The following is an 18,876-nucleotide window of genomic DNA, read 5'->3' as shown; positions in this document are numbered from 1 at the left end:
AGGATCAAACTCTCCATAAAAGTTAAGTTTAAATCTTGTATTGCTCAAAAAACTAATAATTGACGTTTACTTCATGTTTTGTTTAGTTTTCAAAGATCATCTTGTTTTTTACAACTTAATCAGTTTATCATGTTCGACAAAATCTGTCAACAGTTGTTTTTTCTTTTTTTGTTATCGCCATCAGCGACGTATATAAATATAACATCCCCTCGATAAATGGTCAACAGTTTTTTAAAACTTTTTTTATATTTTTTTATACGATATAAATACCAATTACACTTAACGCTACAATACCCGGAACACCTAATATACTTAAGAATGCACAAGTAACAGCATTAATTGGAATGTGAAAATTATTAGAAGCTAAAGCATAGTTTAATATAAATACAATCATGACACATACAATACCTCTTAGTACATACTTGCTAATTAGTTTTAAAGCTTTAACTGGCAAACCTACTAATAATAGAAATAGGATTACAAATAAGGCAACCGAAATCATAATAATACTATTCACCACAAAAAAACTCCCCTCATATAACTTGTACACCTTTTACTAAGATTGTATGAGAAAAGGAACTAATCAATGACAAAAAATATTAATAAAAAAGAGTTTATTGCCTAAACAATAAACTCTTTTACCTATTTCATCTTTGTTATCAAAACATTTCTTGCCTTTGCTTCTTTTAATAAGAAGAAATATTTAGCTTGATAAAGCTTAACATGGATTAACAAGTCATCAGGTGGATCCACACTTCTTTCCATTAACTCTACCTGACTTAAGTAAATATCTTTGTAATCATGTAGTCTATCAACTAACTTTTCATCAAATTCTTTACGAATCTTTCCTTTTTTTCGAAAAAAACCCATGGTCTCTCTCCATTAATCAGTTTCTAAAGTTCTCTTCTACCTTCCAGAGCTTTTGAAAGTGTAACTTCATCTGCATATTCTAAGTCTCCGCCTACTGGTAGACCATGTGCGATTCGAGTAATTTTTATACCCGTAGATTTTAATAGCCTAGAAATATACATAGCAGTTGCTTCACCCTCAATATTCGGATTGGTAGCTAAAATAATTTCTTGAACTACATCATCTTTTAATCTGCTCAATAATTCCATTATTTTAATGTCTTCCGGTCCAACTCCCTCCATAGGAGAAATTGCACCATGAAGTACATGATATAAACCTTGATATTCTCTCATTTTTTCCATAGCAATTACATCTTTTGTATCTTGAACTACACATATCGTAGATCGGTCTCGATGTTGATCACTACAAATATAACAAGGGTCTTGGTCAGTTATATGGCCACATTCTGAACAGTAAAGTAGTTTTCTTTTTGCATCTATCATTGATTTTGCAAAGTCTAACACGTCATCTTGCTTCATATCTAACATAAAAAATGCCAGTCGAACGGCCGTCTTGGGACCAATCCCTGGCAATTTCATAAAACTATCTATTAATTTGGATATCGGCTCAGGGTAATGCATTTGTCTTAACCTCTAAAATAATCCTGGAATATTCATTCCTTTAGTAAACTGCCCCATTGTTTTAGCTGTTGCATCTTCAATTTGTTTAATTGCATCATTAGTTGCAGTTAAAACTAAATCTTGTAACATCTCAATATCTTCTGGATCTACTACATCTTCTTTAATAGTAACTTCAACAATTTGTTTTAATCCATTAGCTGTAACAGTTACCATTCCACCGCCAGCATTACCAACAAATGTACGTTCGTTTAATTCATTTTGTGCTTGTTCCATTTGTTTTTGCATTTTTTGCATTTGTTTCATCATATTATTCATATTGCCCATTCCGCCACGCATCATTTTCATTTCCTCCAATATAGTTATTCTTTAATAATGACTAAATCTTCGCCAACAAGATTGATTGCTTCTTGTACGATTGGTGAAACTTCTGTTGAAGTCTCTTTTTGTTTTGTTGTATTTAAAAATGAATCCCTAGTCGATCTCCAATCTTCTTCGGGAATTGCTAACATACTCATTTCTGCACCTAATAAATTAGATAATGTTTGATTAATTGTTGTTAAGTGCTCTTGTTCTCCGTTATTATTGATTAAATCACAAATTGTCTCTGATTTAAAAGCAACAATACACTGCTCAGAAGAAGCTGCTACAACTTCACCATATGATACTAATGTCGCAGTAGAAACTTTATTTTGTTGCCTTAATTGATCTTGAAGTGATGTCCAAACTGCTATAACCTTATTTTTTTCTGGTTTAGAAGCAGCTCTTAGTACACCTTGAATTAAACTATTTGGTATTTTCGAACGAGATGTAGACGATTTCGGTTTTGGACTAGTAGAAGAATCATTCGTTCCACTTACTGTAATACCATTTTCCTTTAAAAATTTTACTTCTTTTTCAAGAGCATTAATTTTATTTATTAATGGTGTCAGCTCGTCCTGTTTTTTTCCGATACCGCTCACAGAAGCTTTTTGACAAAGTTGTACAATTGCCACCTCAAGCAAAACTCTCGGATGATTAGTCCATTTCATTTCTTGCTGACTTTTACTTAATGAAGCAATAATTTGATAAACTAACTCATCGTTGTATGAATCGCAAAGCTCTTTAAACTGATCACTAATTGTTGCTCTCTCAAGTAATTCAATCGTACTTGGTGAGTGCCTATATAATAGAATATCTCGATAATAAACTGTTAAATCTTCTATAAATCGAACTGGATCTTTACCTTGGTTTAATAGTTCTTCAATATTAGTCAAACAAACTGACACATTACCATCTATTATTGCTGAAACAACAGATATTAAACGTTCTTGAGCCACTGTGCCTGTTACCGCTAAAACATCATCTAATGAAATTGATTCATCGCTATATGATATAGCTTGATCCAGAATGCTCAACGCATCCCTCATTCCACCTTCAGCTGCACGAGATAACATCATCAAAGCTTCTGGTTCAATTGTTGTTTGCTGATGATTTAGTACAACTGTCAATCGATCTGAAATCGTTTGAGCACTTATCTTATGAAAATCAAATCGTTGACATCTTGATAGAATCGTCAAAGGTATTTTATGTGGTTCAGTGGTAGCTAATATAAAGATAACGTGACTTGGAGGCTCCTCTAATGTTTTTAATAATGCATTAAAAGCCCCTATTGATAACATATGGACCTCATCTATTATGTACACTTTGAATTTGCCTACAGAAGGAGCATATTTTACTTTTTCCCGTATATCACGTATTTCATCTACACCATTGTTTGATGCAGCATCAATCTCAATTACATCTGAAATTGATCCATCAGTAATTCCTTTACAAATGGCACACTCATTACAAGGTTCATTAGTAGGTGCATGTTCACAATTTAAAGCTTTTGCAAAGATTTTTGCTGTACTCGTTTTACCTGTTCCACGCGGACCCGTAAACAAATATGCATGTGATACTTTTTGCTGAAGAAGGGAGTTTTGTAACGTTCGTATAATGTGATCTTGACCAACTACATCTTTAAATTGCTGCGGTCTCCACAAACGATATAATGCTTGATAAGTCAATTGGTTTCCTCCTTCTTACAAAGTCATCATTATTATACCCTATGTAATGATTTCATGGAAAATATTTTAAAGAAAACAAAAAAACTCACCCAAAATTGAGTGAGTTTTTATAAAGTTACTGCCGTGCACCACTCGTCGATGCACTACCCCAGGCGTTACTTAAACAGTTAGCTCGGCCCAGGCACCCCTACGGCACACGAGATGGCTCACTTATTGCTGCTTCCTTCCGGACCTGACAAGGTTCATGAGTTCTCGTTGCGTAGGACCCAGACGTCAACACCACTTATTTAAGGCAGACCCTGAAATAGATACACCTCGGAGTGGAATTCAGTCTCGCTAGAGCGGATTGCGAGTACAGGGCACCGCTACCTCCCCACCTAGCACGGCAAAGTTACAACCTAATTTTAAACCGCTGATTGAAGCGGTAGTTAAAGTATATACGAACCTAAATAAAAAATCAATCCTTGTCCTTATGAAGGTAAATTTTTCTTTCTAGATCGCAACTCTCTAAAGAAGTTCGTTAATAAGTTACCACATTCTTCTTCTAATATACCCGAAGTTACTTCACAGCGATGGTTAAATCGCTCTTCTTGCAAGAGATTATATATTGATCCTCCACAACCTGCCTTCGGATCTTTTGCACCGAAAACAACTCTTGGAATTCTTGATTGAATTATTGCTCCAGCACACATCGGACAAGGTTCGAGCGTTACATAAAGAGTTGTTTCCTCTAATCGCCAAGAATCAATAACCTTACACGCATCTTCTATTGTACTCATTTCTGCGTGACCTAAAGCTGTTTGTTTTGTTTCACGTAAATTATACCCTCTTGCAATGACTTGATCGTTGTAAACCAACACAGCTCCAATAGGTACTTCCCCTATTTCCTCTGCTTTTAGTGCTTCCTCTATTGCCAACTTCATATAAAACTCATCTTTATTCAAACTTTACACCTCTTTATTTCTTTAACAAACAAATATTCTTTTTACGAGTAGATAAACTAAACATAGATTGGAGTGAAGCCGATTGAATTCTTCAAATCAAAAAGACAAGCAGTTGCCTGCATTATTAATTGTCGATTTAATCAACTCATTTACTTTTAAACACGGAAGTGTTCTTGCGGAAAAATCAATCCATATGGTTCCGAAAATAAATTACATAAGAGACATTTTTAAAAACAAAAAACTTCCTACTATATACGTTAATGATCACTATAAAATCGAAAACCCGACTCAAAAGAAACTTATTAAGCATTGTCTAAATCCTTTAAGTTACGACTTAATAAAACAAATACAACCTAATGAGGAAGATTATTTTATCTTTAAGCCTAACTACTCAGGTTTTTACTTAACAAGTTTAGACGAATTACTTAAAAAATTAAAAATTACCCATTTGGTTATTGTAGGTGTTGCAGGAAATCGTTGTGTACTTTTTACAGCAAATGATGCATTTATGCGGGATTATAACTTAATTATACCTCAAGATGCAATTTCCTCGGTTACAGATTATGATGAGAAGGTTGCAATTTATATGATGAAAGACATTTTAAATGCAACGCTTATTCAAACTCAAGAAATAGAAGAAATGATCAATCATTTGGTGAACTCAAATAATCAGTAATTGGAAAAATTTTAAAATTGTATTCCCTCTGACTACAGTATGTTAAAATAGTTTCTGTATGTTTTTTGAGTATGATACGGAATTTGACTAGTAAGGAGGACAAGAGATGATACGTGTACCTTTTATAACAGTAGAAGGACCTATTGGTGTCGGAAAAACATCTCTATCCAAAGCGATCTCTGAACACTTTCATTATGAGCTATTAAAAGAAATTGTAGATGAAAATCCTTTTTTGGGTAAGTTTTATACAGACATTGAAGAGTGGAGTTTCCAAACAGAAATGTTTTTCCTTTGTAATCGATTTAAACAACTAGAAGATATAGACCGAATGTTTCTTAAAAAATCGATTCCAGTGGTTGCAGATTACCACATCCTTAAAAATTTAATTTTTGCTAGCAGAACATTAAAAGACAAGCAGCATGATAAATATTTAAAAATATATCAAATATTAACTGAGGATATGCCAAAGCCTAATGTGGTTATTTACTTAACGGCAAGCCTTGAGACTCTACAAAAGCGTATTCAACTTCGTGGTAGAGAATTCGAACAATTGATCGAGGATCAGTACCTACTTCAGTTAATTGAAGATTACGAGACACACATGAAAGAATTTCAAGCTAAATACCCTGAAATTCCAGTGTTAAAATTTGACGGTGATCAAATTGACTTCGTTAATAACCCAAGAGATTTAGCGATGATACTTGAATCGTTAGAAAACACCTTACAAAAGGAGCTAAGAAGTATATGAATTTACGTGAAAAATACGGAATACGAAATGATGCAGTTATTACAATTGCCGGGACAGTAGGTGTAGGAAAATCTACTATGACCAACGCTCTTGCAGATGCATTAAACTTTCGTACATCATTTGAAAAAGTAGATACAAACCCATACCTAGATAAATTTTATCAAGATTTTGCTCGTTGGAGCTTCCACTTACAAATATACTTCTTAGCAGAGCGATTCAAAGAACAAAAAAGAATGTTTGAATACGGCGGTGGATTTATCCAAGATCGTTCAATCTACGAGGATACTGGCATCTTTGCGAAGATGCATTACGAAAAAGGAACGATGAGTGAAGTAGACTACGAAACATATACTAGTCTTTTTGATGCTATGGTTATGTCTCCTTACTTCCCTGCTCCTGATTTATTAATTTACTTAGAAGGTACATTCGATGAAGTTGTTGAGCGAATTAAAGAGCGTGGACGTCCTATGGAGCAACAAACTCCGATTGAATATTGGAAAGAAATGAATACACGTTACGAAAACTGGATTAATAACTTTAACGCTTGTCCTGTCCTTCGTTTAAGTATTAGCGAATATGATTTAATTAAAAATGAATCTTCTGTAGAAGAAATCATTAAGAAGATCGGAAACGTGCTAAATCATTCACAAAAATATATGAAATCTAGATAATAGTTGTCTTCCAAATAAATAAAAGAAAAAGCTGCGAACTTTACATTGTACTGTACGCAGCTTTTTCTTTTTCGATTTATTTGATAAACAAACAAAAAACTCGTTACACTAATGTAACGAGCTGTCTAATATATATGCACTCTTTTATTTATAAAAAAATGGAGGAGTAAGAGGGATTCGAACCCCCGCGGGCTGTTACACCCCTGTCGGTTTTCAAGACCGATCCCTTCAGCCAGACTTGGGTATTACTCCGTTTTGACAAGATTTATAATACCATACAAAAAAAATGAGGTCAAGCATTCTTCTAAAAAAAATATAAATTTTTTCCGAAAACTAAAATGCCCCTTTTAACAACAGTTGTTATTGTCTTCTTATTATTAAAATATATACCTTTTATATAAGCAGAAAAAATATACAGAAAATTCTTTTTTATTTATAATGGTACTACCATTTAAAAACATTAGAAATTTTTAAGGAGAAAGAAATGTTTGAATTAATACCGCTGATGCTGGAACGAGTGGGTATTCTCGTTATACTTGCCTTTTTACTTTCTAGAATGAAATCATTTAGACAAATCATTCAAAATGAACACTCCTTTGGTGCAAAAGTGATCCTAATTGTTATATTTGGTGCCTTTGGAGTAATTAGCAATTATACCGGTGTTCATATTTATCATGAGTCAATTATGTCTCAGTCATGGCACTTCAATGTAGCAAGTAATAATGCAATTGCAAATACACGAATTATGGGGGTTGCCATTGGCGGTTTAATCGGCGGTCCGATTGTTGGCTTAGGAGTCGGATTAATAGCAGGCTTACACCGTCTAACTTTAGGTGGATTTACTGCTTATGCATGTGCCATTTCGACAATCGTTGCGGGAGTTGTAACAGGACTACTTAGAAAAAGATTTGGGATACAGAAAAACAAATCCCTTTGGAGTGTCGTTTCAATTGGTATTATTATGGAATGTGTTCAAATGGGGATTATTCTTTTAATCGCAAAACCATTTTGGGCCGCTCTTCATCTTGTCGAAGTAATTGCTCTACCAATGATTCTAATAAATGGATTTGGTACGCTTATCTTTATATTAATCATCCAAAATATTTTACAGGAAGAAGAAAAAACGCGAGCGCTTCAAACAAACAAAGCCTTCTATATTGCAGAGCAAACTTTACCGTTTTTTAGACAGGGACTAACCCCTCATTCATGTAACGAAGCGGCAAAAATCATTTTTAAATTAACCAAGGCAGATGCAATTTCGATTACTGATCACAAAAGCGTACTTGCTCATGTAGGTGCAGGTTCAGATCACCATGAACCAATGAATAGCTTAGCAACAAAACTAACTAGAAAGGCTTTAAAAGAGGGAAAAATTATTATTGCTACTTCAAAAGATGAAATTCAGTGCTTCCACATGGATTGCCCTTTAAGTGCGGCTATCGTACTGCCGTTAAAAGCTTTAAATAAAACAGTTGGGTCTTTAAAGCTATATTACACGGATTCCAACAAGTTGGGAAAAGTTGAAAAAGAACTAGCCGACGGATTATCTAAACTTTTTTCTACCCAATTGGAATTAGCAGAAGCTGAACTGCAGCGGAAATTAATGAAAGATGCGGAAATAAAAGCATTACAAGCACAAATGCATCCCCACTTCCTGTTCAACTCTTTAAATACAATTTCAAGTTTAATTAGAACAGATGCTGATCAAGCTAGAAAATTACTAATCCATTTAAGTACTTTTTTTCGAAATAATTTACAAGGGGCAAGGCAGACCTTAGTCACTTTAGAAAAGGAATTAGAACATGTAGAAGCATATTTAACCATTGAACAAACTAGGTTTCCTACTAAATTCCTTGTTGAGTTCCAAATAGAACCTCATTTAAAAACGGTTCAAATCCCCCCTTTTACACTTCAACCACTTATAGAGAACTCGATTCGACATGCTTTTTCGAAGGAAAAAAAATTAAAGGTAACTGTGCAAGCATATGAGTTCAATAATGATATGATTCTCATTACTGAAGATAATGGCAAGGGGATTTCGCCAGAGCTACTAAATACAATTGGGAATGAAACAATACAGTCTAAAGAAGGAACTGGAACAGCCTTATGGAATATAAAAAAACGAATTGAAGAAATTTACGGGGAAAAAGATTATTTTCAAATAAAATCTGACCTCAACTCGGGAACGAAAGTATCGATAAGGATCCCATTAATGCAAGAAGTAATGGAGGGATAACTCATGTTAAAGGCACTAATTGTAGATGATGAACCATTGGCAAGAGACGAACTAGCTTATTTACTAAAAAGAAGCAAGGAAGTCGAAATAGTTGGTGAAGCGGACTCAATTAGAAGTACATTGGAACTCTTACAAATACAAGAAGTCGACGTTGTATTTTTAGATATCCAGCTAGCTGATGAAAGTGGATTAGAATTAGCTCAAAAACTGCAGGACCTTACCCATCAACCAGCAATCGTCTTTGCAACAGCTTTTGACGAGTACGCTTTAAATGCTTTCGATTTACACGCGATTGATTATATTTTAAAACCATTTGATGAAATAAGAATTCAGAAGACTATTGAAAAACTAGCAAAGCTAAGTATGAAACCTATTAAAACTGAAGTAAAAAAGAATCCTCCACTTTTAAAACAAGATAAATTGGCTATTTCGGTTGATGAGAGAATTCTTTTAATAACGTTCGAAGAGATCATCTATATTTTTACACAAGAAGGTAAAACAAGTGTCGTTACTGATAAGATGACATATCAATTGAATGAACCTTTGATCAATTTAGAACGAAAGCTACAAAATACATCATTTACCCGAGTCCATCGGAGCTATATTGTCAATTTGGATAAAATCATTGAAATTCAGCCTTGGTTTAATTCCACATATAATTTAATTATGTATGATGGCGAAAAAGTACCTGTTAGTCGAACGTACACAAAGGAGCTTAAACAACTTTTTAATTTATAAGCTTGTATTTCAATAATCCATCCATGCTTCTCAACCTGTTTTTATTGCAGTTTACGCTGAAAATCCAAAATTTTAGTTTTCATAAAGTAAAATTAGTGTAAATAAAAGAAACTTAGGAGGATTATTAAATAAAATGAATGCGGTTACAATTGTTATTGCTTCTATGTGTATTTTGATGATTGCATATCGTCTATACGGAACATTTATGGCTGTGAAGGTACTTAAATTAAATGATTCTATACCTACTCCAGCTCATGAGTTAAATGATGGTAAGGACTATGTCCCTACTAACAAATGGGTAACATTTGGTCATCATTTTGCTGCAATCGCAGCAGCTGGCCCTCTAGTAGGTCCAATTTTGGCCGCTCAATTCGGTTACCTTCCAGGTCTGTTATGGCTTTTAATTGGAGCTGTAATTGGTGGAGCAGTACATGATGCAGTCGTTTTATATGCTTCAATGAGAAAGAAAGGAAAGTCGCTATCAGAAGTAGCAAAAGAGGAACTTGGACCAGTTGCAGGCTTCTGCACGGGACTAGCTATGCTATTTATTATTACAATTACAATGGCCGGACTTTCAATGGTTGTTCTTCATGCGCTTGAAAATAATCCATGGGGGACATTTGCAGTTGGAATCACTATACCAATTGCAATGGGTGTAGGACTACTATATAAAAAAACTGGCAATTTAAAATTGGCTTCAACGATTGGATTTATTTTGTTAATGGTTGGAGTTTTTATGGGACCGACAATTCAAGAAACTGCTATAGGTGATTTTTTAACTTTTGATACACAGACATTAGCTATTATACTACCGATCTATGCTTTTTTTGCTGCTGCTTTGCCAGTATGGCTTTTACTAGCACCTCGTGATTATCTAAGTAGCTTCATGAAAATCGGTGTATTCATTGCACTCATCATTGGGGTATTTATTATTAACCCATCCATACAGTTTCCGACTGTAACAAAATTTGTTAACGGCGGGGGGCCGATTTTAGCTGGCCCAGTTTGGCCATTTATTTCAATTACGATAGCATGTGGAGCAATCTCAGGATTCCATGCATTTGTGGGCTCTGGTACAACTCCAAAAATGCTTGATCGATGGAGCGATATAAAGGTCGTAGGATTTGGCGCAATGTTAGTTGAATGTTTAGTAGGTATCATGGCATTAATCGCTGCTACTGCACTTCAACCGGCAGACTACTTTGCAATTAACTCTACTCCAGAAGTTTTTAAAACTTTAGGAATGAATGTTCTCCACTTACCGGAACTTAGTAAAGAAATTGGATTAAGTCTAGAAGGGCGTACTGGTGGAGCTGTTACATTGGCGGTTGGAATGACGTACATATTTACATCGATCCCTTGGTTTAGTCACCTAGCATCTTATTTCTTCCAGTTTGTTGTTATGTTCGAAGCCGTATTTATTTTAACAGCAATCGATGCTGGAACTCGAGTAGCACGATATTTAATTCAAGACTTCTTTGGTGAATATTATAAACCATTGAAGAAAACTGATTGGATACCAGGTTCAATTTTTGCAAGTGCGCTAGCATGCTTTATGTGGGGTTATCTCTTATTTTCAGGGGATATTGGATCAATTTGGGCATTATTTGGAGTATCTAATCAATTAATGGCTTCTATTGGGTTAATCATTGGTGCAACAGTACTATTAAAGATAGCTGATAAACGTTGGTATATGCTTACATGTTTGATTCCTTTCGCTTATCTTTTTATTACAGTAAATTATGCAGGATACTGGATGATCAAAAATGTTTATCTTAACCATGAGTCAGCCGGATATAGTATGTTAAATGGTGTCTTATCGATCATCATGTTAGTATTAGGTGTCGTGATTTTAATTTCTGCTATTAAAAAATGGATGGAATTGTGGAACACACCTAATTATAAAATGAATGTTAAAACAATCTAAATAAAAAGCAGATGTGTCTTGAGAATAATATCTCGATCCATCTGCTTTTTTACTTATTTAATTACTTCTTTTCCACCCATATATGGACGAAGAACTTCAGGAATAATAACTGAACCATCAGCTTGTTGGTAGTTTTCTAAAATTGCAGAAACCGTACGTCCAATTGCAAGACCAGAACCGTTTAATGTATGAAGAAATTCTGGTTTTCCTTTTGGATCACGTCTGAAGCGTATATTCGCTCTTCTTGCTTGGAACGCCTCAAAGTTACTACAAGAAGAAATTTCTTTATATGCATCATAGCTTGGTAACCAAACTTCAATGTCATACGTTTTTGCAGAAGAAAATCCGATATCTCCAGCACAAAGTGTAATGACACGGTATGGTAATCCTAATAATTGAAGAACTTTTTCAGCGTGAGCTGTTAATTTTTCTAACTCAATATAAGAATCTTCAGGTTTTACAAAGCGCACTAGTTCAACTTTATTAAATTGATGTTGGCGGATTAATCCTCGTGTATCACGACCAGCAGAACCTGCCTCAGAGCGGAAACACGCGCTATATGCAGTATATGCGATTGGTAATTGAGCACCATCAAGAATTTCGTCACGGTGATAGTTTGTTACAGGTACTTCTGCTGTTGGTACTAAGAAAAAGTCTTCTTTTTCGATACGGAACGCGTCTTCTTCAAATTTTGGAAGTTGTCCTGTACCAATCATGCTAGCACGATTTACAAGATTAGGAGGTAGCATTTCAGTATATCCATGCTCCTCTGTATGAAGATCTAACATAAAGCTGATTAGGGCACGCTCAAGTTTGGCTCCTAAACCTTTATAAAAAGTAAAACGGCTACCAGTAACTTTAGCACCACGTTCAAAATCCAGAATCTCTAAGTCAACACCTAAATCCCAGTGTGCCTTTGGTTCGAAATCAAATGTACGAACTTCACCTATTCTACGAATTTCAACATTATCTTCTTCTGTTAACCCAACTGGTACTGAATCACTAACTAAGTTAGGAATTGTAAATAGAATAGCGTCTAATTGCTCTTCTAGCGTTCTAATCTCTTCATCTAGAGCTTTAATTTTATCTCCAACTTCTCTCATTTCAACAATTAGTGCTTCAGCATCTTTTTTCTCACGCTTTAACACACTAATTTCTTGGCTAACCTCATTGCGTCGGCTCTTTAACCCTTCAACCTGAACAAGTAATTCTCTACGATTTAAATCTAAGTCTTCAAATTTCTCGATATAGCTTATGTCTCCACCACGTAATTGAAGTTTTGCTTTTACATCTTCAAAATTGCTACGTAATAATTTAATGTCTAACATTTCAATTCCTCCTATTCTTTTTTTGTCTAAAGGATAAAAATGAATACAAAAAAGCCCTCATCCCATAAAAGGGACGAGAGCTACCCGCGTTGCCACCCTAATTGAAGAATTAATAAGTAATTCTTCCACCTTAGTATAGTTAACGGACTATATTACCGGAGTTACTTACTAGCTAAAAGCATTCCGTAACTCGCTCAAGAATGGATTCACAAGTCTTCATTATCGGTTTGCACCAACCACCGACTCTCTATAAATTTAGAACTTGCTACTATTTTCTTTCATCGCTTTAGACAATTTAAATTTATATAATAATTTACTATAAGCTTTTACTTTTTTCAATAGTTACATACTTAAATTTGCACTTTTTTCCTTAACCATCTCTACAAAGTAATTCATAAAACGGTAATCATTCGTTAATTCTGGATGGAAAGATGCTGCTAACATGTGATTTTGTCTAACCGCTACAATATTACCATCATGTTCTGCAATAACCTCTGCATCACCTGATACTGAACGAATAAATGGTGCTCTGATAAATACAGCTGGGTAGTCTTCACAAACATCTTTAATTGGGATGTTTACTTCAAAACTATCCACTTGTCTACCATAAGCATTACGTTCAGCTACCATATCCATAACTCCTAGATGCACCGTGTCATCATTTGCAATCTCTTTTGAAAGTAAGATCATGCCTGCACATGTACCGAATGCTGGTAAACCATTTTCGATTTTCTCTTTTAAAGGTTCTAATAACCCAACGTGATCAAGCAACTTACGCATTGCAGTGCTCTCTCCACCAGGTAATACAATACCATTAAGTCCATCTATATGTTCTACACGTTTCACGATAACAGCTTCAGCACCACATGCTTTAATTGCATTTATATGTTCTTGAACTGCACCTTGTAATGCTAATACACCTATTTTCATAAATTCACCAACTTAAATGCTACGATCTTGCATACGATCTGCTGCAGCAAGTTGTCTCATGTCGATACCTTTCATAGCAGGACCTAAGTTTTTAGAAAGGTTAGCGATTAATTCGTAATCTTGATAGTGAGTAGTAGCTTGTACAATCGCACGAGCAAATTTCTCAGGGTTTTCTGATTTAAAGATACCAGATCCTACGAATACACCGTCAGCGCCTAATTCCATCATTAAAGCTGCATCAGCAGGAGTTGCTACTCCACCAGCTGCAAAGTTAACAACAGGTAAACGACCAAGTTCTTTAATTTGAAGTAATAATTCAAATGGAGCGCCAAGGTTTTTAGCTTCAACCATTAATTCATCACGAGATAAACCAACTACTTTACGGATTTCTCCATTGATTTGGCGTAAGTGACGTACTGCTTCTACAATGTTTCCAGTACCAGGCTCACCTTTTGTACGTAGCATAGATGCGCCTTCACCAATACGACGAAGTGCTTCACCTAAGTTACGGCAACCACAAACGAATGGAACAGTGTAATCTGATTTATTAATATGGAAGATATCATCTGCTGGAGATAATACTTCACTCTCATCGATGTAATCTACTCCCATTGCTTCTAAAACACGCGCTTCAACGATATGTCCAATACGAGCTTTAGCCATTACAGGAATACTAACAGCGTTAAGAATTTCCTCAGTAATACTTGTATCAGCCATACGTGCTACTCCACCAGCTGCACGAATATCAGATGGTACCTTTTCTAATGCCATTACTGCTACTGCACCAGCAGCTTCCGCTATTTTAGCTTGCTCAGCATTTACTACGTCCATAATAACGCCGCCTTTTTGCATTTCTGCCATGCCGCGTTTTACACGTTCTGTTCCTGTTAAATTCATTGTTATGCCCCTCCATTATTAAAGCTTACTTGGTAACATTTTAGTATTTCTTATCCCCTAGTTAAAGTTACCTTACTTTTATTTTACTGAAAAAATGACAACTTAACAATTACTGATATACTTATATAGAAATTTATTTAAATAAACCACCAATTCCGCCTACGATGTCATCCCATAAATTCCCGAAAAATGATCCAATTCCTCTAAATGATAGAACTAACCAATTTGCTTTATCAACACTTTTATCAACTACTAAATCAAATGACTGATTATTAGTATTGATAAATCCTAAATCTTCATTCTTTGAAGATTTAACCACAATTTGTCCAACCTTTGTACCTTTTTTAATTGGAGCTTTAATATTGCCATTCTTATCGATTGACTTACCTGATAATTGGACAGTTGCTTTATAATTTTTAGCTTCACCGCGTTTTACAGCTAAAGTAACATCGTCTTTTGCTACTACTTTTACTTCTTTATCTTTACCTTTAACTACTTTTACTGTTTTATTACCTTTTACTGTTTGACCTTTTGATACCAATGTAACCTTTTCGAAGTTACTGAACCCGTAATCCATTAATTTAGCCGTTTCACTGAATCTAGAGTTATAAGAATTTGCCCCCATTACAACTGTAATATAACGTTGACCATCTCTTTTAGCAGTTCCAGTAAAACAGAATCCAGCTGAATCCGTTGAACCTGTTTTTAATCCATCCATACCTGGGTACTGAAATACTAATCCTGGTAACATCCAGTTCCAGTTATCCATTTTTACTGGATACTTTCCACCTTCTTGGAATGTTTTCTTTGGAATTGAAGAAGTTTGAAGTACTTCAGGATATGTTTTAATTAGATTATAAGCTAATTTTGCAACACCGTTTGCTGACATAATATTTTCATCTGTAAGGGCAGTTCCCTCTGGTTGCATACCTTGTAAGTCTTTATTTACTAAACCAGTAGCATTAACAAATTTAACGTCTCCTAGGCCAAGTTTCTTTGCTTTATCGTTCATTAATTGGACGAAATTTTTCTCTGATCCACCAATTTTTTCTGCTAGTGCAATTGTCGCACCGTTTGCTGAATAAATAGCAGCTGCTTCATATAGTTCTTTTACTGTATATTGACCACCTAATTCAAGTGGTACGTTAGATAATCCAGTGTTTTGAGAGATTTTATGAGCATAATCAGAAACAGTTACTTTATCGTCCCAAGAGATTTTCCCAGTTTTTACTGCTTCATTAACTAGATACTCTGTCATCATTTTAGACATACTTGCAATCGGTAATGGAGCGTTTGAATTTTTTTCATATAATATTTTCCCTGAATTTGCATCAACTAGAATCGCAGCTTTAGCTTTAATGTCTAAAACGTCCTCTGCAGCAGCTGGTCGTAAATTCATTGGGATAATTATCGTTATCGCTAATGCTATTACTATCAATTTTGTTAGTATTTTCTTTCCAATCACTGTCTTACCTCCAACCATTAATTTCACTTGTTCATTTTAACACAATTATTTCCCAAAAAATAGGCAACTACAATTTCTTGTAATTGCCCTAGGTAGATTGCTTAAATTATTAAAGTGAGTAATTTGGTGCCTCTTTTGTAATATGAACGTCATGCGGATGACTTTCACGTAATCCTGCACCTGACATACGAATAAACTGTGCGTTATCTCTTAATTCATTTAATGTAGCAGTACCACAGTAACCCATACCTGCTCTAATTCCACCGATTAATTGGTGAACTGTATCAGCTAATGGGCCTTTATATGGAACACGTCCTTCAATACCTTCAGGAACTAGTTTCTTATTACCTTCTTGGAAATAACGATCTTTACTTCCTCTTTCCATTGCTCCAACAGAACCCATACCACGATAAACTTTAAATTGTCTACCTTGGAAGATTTCTGTTTCACCAGGACTTTCTTGTACACCAGCAAACATGCTTCCTAACATAACTACATGCCCACCAGCTGCAAGAGCTTTAACGATATCTCCAGAGTACTTAATACCACCATCGGCAATAATAGGAACTCCGTACTCTCTAGCAACAGAAGCACAGTCATAAACTGCAGTTAGTTGAGGAACACCTACACCAGCAACAACTCGAGTAGTACAGATCGAACCTGGTCCAATACCAACTTTTACGATATCTGCTCCAGCTTCAATAAGTTCTTTAGTTGCTTCACCTGTAGCAACGTTACCAGCGATTATTGCTAGTTCTGGGAATCTACTTCTAATTTCTTTTACTTTTTCAATAACGCCTTTAGAGTGACCATGTGCTGTATCAATTACAATTACATCGACGTTAGCTTTCACTAAAAACTCTACTCTTTGAAGTGCATCTTTTGTTACTCCTACAGCTGCACCTACAAGTAATCGTCCTTGTTGATCTTTCGCTGAGTTTGGAAATTCAATTACTTTTTCAATATCCTTAATTGTAATTAGGCCCTTTAAAGTACCGTCTTCATTAACTAGGGGTAGCTTTTCAATTTTATGTTTTTGAAGAATTTTTTCTGCTTCTGCAAGTGTAGTACCAACAGGAGCAGTTACTAGATTTTCTTTTGTCATAACATCTGAAATAACAATTGAATAATCTTGTATAAAACGTAAATCACGATTTGTTAAAATACCTACTAATTTTCTATTCTCTGTATCGTTTACGATCGGAACACCTGAAATACGATATTTACCCATTAAATATTCAGCGTCTGCAACTTTATGAGATGGTGTTAAGAAAAATGGATCATCAATTACACCACTTTCAGAACGCTTTACTTTGTCTACCTGTTCAGCTTGATCTTCAATTGACATATTTTTGTGGATGATACCTAATCCACCTTGTCTAGCCATTGCAATAGCCATATCTGCTTCTGTAACTGTATCCATTCCTGCGCTGATTAATGGAATATTTAATTGAATTTTCTCAGTTAATCTCACACTTACATCAACTTGGTTTGGAAGTACTTCAGATTTCGCTGGAACTAGTAATACATCATCAAAAGTAAGTCCTTCTTTTACGAATTTTGATTCCCACATAAAAAAGCCCCCCTATACACGTATAAATATTATTAGTAGATTAACAATAGGATAAAACACTGTCAAGGAAGTCAAATTATGTTTAAATATTCAGTTAATAAGGAGTTCCTCTCTTATGTTATATTCGAATAGTAATGTATGGGATGAGCTATGTTATTTTAGCTCTGCTCAGTATTCAAAAAACTATCTTCAAACAAAATATGAACGAACTAATTCCAAAGAACAAAAAACAAAGGCTTTCCGTAATGCTTATCCATTTTTATATTATATTGAGCACGGGAAAAGTTATTTTCATGCAGCTCAAAATTCTCAAATTAATGTAAAACCTACATTACTGTTTTATGGGCTTGTACAATTATTAAAGGCTTGCATCCTCACCGTAGATCCTGATTATCCGAGTACCACTTCAATTCTGGCTCATGGTGTTACCTCAAGAAAAATAAAAAAAGTAGGATACTCTTTTGTTGATGACGAAGTTAAAATCCAAAAAAATGGATTATTTACACATGCTTCTAAAGTATTATTTAAACTTAATAATTTAGAAAGTGAAAAGTTTACAATGCTCCAGCTTTTACAATCAATACCAGAATTAGGGAAAATCCTTAAAATTACCAAAAAAGGAAACTTATTTCTTCCAATTACTGTTGATTATGATGTAATCACTATACCTGAACAAATTTTGTCATCCTATCATTTTACTTCAGAACGTTTTATTTCATTTCTTCAATCAAAGCAAGCTTCAATAGATATTGTAATTGTTGAACAGAATCAAAAGCAAATTAAAATTAAATCAAATTTTCCTGATAAAACTTTAAGTAAAGCGCCATTTTATTTTAATATATTAAATCAAAGTTATTTTTTAAAGTCACAAAAGGAAGCGCTTTTATTATTACCCGAAATTCTTTACCACTATCTACTTTTATATAATTTGAGTATGATTTGTCGCTACGAAACTGACTGGTGGTGTGAACTTTTACAGACCTATTCTACTGATGATTATCCTTTAATACACCAATTTTTAACAACAACAGAACAAAAAATTCCTTATTTAATTCATCGTTTTTTAACTACATAATAAACCAAAAAACATCAGCCTAATAGCTGATGTTTTTAGTTACCAGGCGACGTTCTACTCTCACAGGGGGAAACCCCCAACTACCATCGACGCAAAAGAGCTTAACTGCCGTGTTCGGTATGGGAACGGGTGT

18 protein-coding genes, 1 tRNA gene, 1 rRNA gene, 1 other RNA gene and 1 other annotated feature are annotated in these 18,876 nt (G+C 34.7%); of the genes, 7 read left to right on the top strand and 14 right to left on the bottom strand.

Features of this window, described 5'->3' with window-relative positions; translation table 11 throughout:
- Positions 1 to 253: 253 nt before the first annotated feature.
- From ACFWM3_RS24525 to tadA, 7 genes are all read right to left on the bottom strand, one after another.
- Positions 254 to 520 carry a pro-sigmaK processing inhibitor BofA family protein gene (locus ACFWM3_RS24525; protein ID WP_056471197.1) on the bottom strand — a complete coding sequence of 89 codons (267 nt, stop codon included), beginning with the start codon at positions 518 to 520 and terminating at the stop codon, positions 254 to 256.
- 122 nt (positions 521 to 642) lie between these two features.
- The gene (locus tag ACFWM3_RS24520) at positions 643 to 870 is read right to left on the bottom strand and encodes a YaaL family protein (RefSeq protein ID WP_056471200.1); all 228 of its coding nucleotides are present in this window, start codon (positions 868 to 870) and stop codon (positions 643 to 645) included.
- Positions 871 to 893: 23 nt separating this feature from the next.
- The gene (gene recR / locus ACFWM3_RS24515; RefSeq protein WP_056471203.1) at positions 894 to 1,490 is read right to left on the bottom strand and encodes a recombination mediator RecR; all 597 of its coding nucleotides are present in this window, start codon (positions 1,488 to 1,490) and stop codon (positions 894 to 896) included.
- 12 nt (positions 1,491 to 1,502) lie between these two features.
- Positions 1,503 to 1,829 (bottom strand): YbaB/EbfC family nucleoid-associated protein, encoded by a 327-nt coding sequence (locus ACFWM3_RS24510; protein WP_056471206.1) that lies wholly within the window; start codon positions 1,827 to 1,829, stop codon positions 1,503 to 1,505.
- A 20-nt stretch (positions 1,830 to 1,849) separates the two neighbouring features.
- Positions 1,850 to 3,535, bottom strand: a complete 1,686-nt coding sequence (gene dnaX, locus ACFWM3_RS24505; RefSeq protein ID WP_390313316.1) for a DNA polymerase III subunit gamma/tau — start codon at positions 3,533 to 3,535, stop codon at positions 1,850 to 1,852.
- A gap of 121 nt (positions 3,536 to 3,656) precedes the next feature.
- An RNA gene (ffs, locus tag ACFWM3_RS24500) (signal recognition particle sRNA large type) lies at positions 3,657 to 3,921 on the bottom strand.
- Positions 3,922 to 4,005: 84 nt separating this feature from the next.
- On the bottom strand, positions 4,006 to 4,479 hold the full coding sequence (tadA, locus tag ACFWM3_RS24495) for a tRNA adenosine(34) deaminase TadA (RefSeq protein ID WP_390313315.1): 474 nt from the start codon (positions 4,477 to 4,479) through the stop codon (positions 4,006 to 4,008).
- A gap of 82 nt (positions 4,480 to 4,561) precedes the next feature.
- On the opposite strand from tadA, the gene ACFWM3_RS24490 reads away from it, so the two are divergent.
- From ACFWM3_RS24490 to ACFWM3_RS24480, 3 genes are all read left to right on the top strand, one after another.
- Positions 4,562 to 5,155, top strand: a complete 594-nt coding sequence (locus ACFWM3_RS24490) for a cysteine hydrolase family protein (protein WP_056471216.1) — start codon at positions 4,562 to 4,564, stop codon at positions 5,153 to 5,155.
- Positions 5,156 to 5,261: 106 nt separating this feature from the next.
- Entirely contained in the window at positions 5,262 to 5,903 is a 642-nt protein-coding gene (locus ACFWM3_RS24485; protein WP_056471218.1) for a deoxynucleoside kinase, read from the top strand.
- Positions 5,900 to 6,574 (top strand): deoxynucleoside kinase, encoded by a 675-nt coding sequence (locus tag ACFWM3_RS24480; RefSeq protein WP_098231023.1) that lies wholly within the window; start codon positions 5,900 to 5,902, stop codon positions 6,572 to 6,574. Before ACFWM3_RS24485 ends, ACFWM3_RS24480 begins: the two co-directional genes overlap by 4 nt.
- A gap of 159 nt (positions 6,575 to 6,733) precedes the next feature.
- Here the strand turns inward: ACFWM3_RS24480 and ACFWM3_RS24475 are convergent.
- Positions 6,734 to 6,826: transfer RNA gene (locus ACFWM3_RS24475), tRNA-Ser, on the bottom strand.
- Positions 6,827 to 7,058: 232 nt separating this feature from the next.
- On the opposite strand from ACFWM3_RS24475, the gene ACFWM3_RS24470 reads away from it, so the two are divergent.
- The 3 genes from ACFWM3_RS24470 to cstA all read left to right on the top strand — a co-directional run bounded on the left by ACFWM3_RS24470 (position 7,059) and on the right by cstA (position 11,475).
- Entirely contained in the window at positions 7,059 to 8,810 is a 1,752-nt protein-coding gene (locus ACFWM3_RS24470; protein ID WP_390313312.1) for a LytS/YhcK type 5TM receptor domain-containing protein, read from the top strand.
- Between the two features lie 3 nt (positions 8,811 to 8,813).
- Positions 8,814 to 9,548 (top strand): LytR/AlgR family response regulator transcription factor, encoded by a 735-nt coding sequence (locus tag ACFWM3_RS24465; RefSeq protein WP_056471227.1) that lies wholly within the window; start codon positions 8,814 to 8,816, stop codon positions 9,546 to 9,548.
- 133 nt (positions 9,549 to 9,681) lie between these two features.
- Entirely contained in the window at positions 9,682 to 11,475 is a 1,794-nt protein-coding gene (gene cstA, locus ACFWM3_RS24460) for a carbon starvation protein CstA (protein ID WP_390313311.1), read from the top strand.
- Between the two features lie 53 nt (positions 11,476 to 11,528).
- On the opposite strand, the gene serS is transcribed toward cstA, so the two are convergent.
- The 5 genes from serS to guaB form a co-directional block, all read right to left on the bottom strand.
- Positions 11,529 to 12,803, bottom strand: coding sequence for a serine--tRNA ligase (gene serS, locus ACFWM3_RS24455; protein ID WP_335476265.1), 1,275 nt, complete (start codon positions 12,801 to 12,803; stop codon positions 11,529 to 11,531).
- Positions 12,804 to 12,869: 66 nt separating this feature from the next.
- Positions 12,870 to 13,094, bottom strand: a binding site (T-box leader).
- A gap of 51 nt (positions 13,095 to 13,145) precedes the next feature.
- Positions 13,146 to 13,733, bottom strand: coding sequence for a pyridoxal 5'-phosphate synthase glutaminase subunit PdxT (pdxT, locus tag ACFWM3_RS24450; RefSeq protein WP_390313310.1), 588 nt, complete (start codon positions 13,731 to 13,733; stop codon positions 13,146 to 13,148).
- A gap of 12 nt (positions 13,734 to 13,745) precedes the next feature.
- Positions 13,746 to 14,630: a pyridoxal 5'-phosphate synthase lyase subunit PdxS gene (gene pdxS, locus ACFWM3_RS24445; RefSeq protein WP_056471238.1), complete on the bottom strand. Its 885-nt coding sequence runs from the start codon at positions 14,628 to 14,630 to the stop codon at positions 13,746 to 13,748.
- Positions 14,631 to 14,763: 133 nt separating this feature from the next.
- Positions 14,764 to 16,113, bottom strand: a complete 1,350-nt coding sequence (locus tag ACFWM3_RS24440) for a serine hydrolase (protein ID WP_390313309.1) — start codon at positions 16,111 to 16,113, stop codon at positions 14,764 to 14,766.
- Positions 16,114 to 16,204: 91 nt separating this feature from the next.
- Positions 16,205 to 17,668, bottom strand: coding sequence for an IMP dehydrogenase (gene guaB, locus ACFWM3_RS24435; RefSeq protein WP_056471244.1), 1,464 nt, complete (start codon positions 17,666 to 17,668; stop codon positions 16,205 to 16,207).
- Positions 17,669 to 17,783: 115 nt separating this feature from the next.
- Between guaB and ACFWM3_RS24430 the strand changes: the two genes are divergently transcribed.
- Complete coding sequence (locus ACFWM3_RS24430; protein ID WP_390313307.1) at positions 17,784 to 18,743, top strand: YaaC family protein; 960 nt, start codon at positions 17,784 to 17,786, stop codon at positions 18,741 to 18,743.
- A gap of 41 nt (positions 18,744 to 18,784) precedes the next feature.
- On the opposite strand, the gene rrf is transcribed toward ACFWM3_RS24430, so the two are convergent.
- Positions 18,785 to 18,876: ribosomal RNA gene (rrf, locus tag ACFWM3_RS24425) — 5S ribosomal RNA — on the bottom strand; the annotation flags it as partial.

It is taken from the genome of Gottfriedia sp. NPDC058432, assembly GCF_042721555.1.
Taxonomy (GTDB): Bacteria; Bacillota; Bacilli; order Bacillales; family Bacillaceae_G; genus Gottfriedia.
This window is presented reverse-complemented; position numbering and strand designations above follow the sequence as displayed.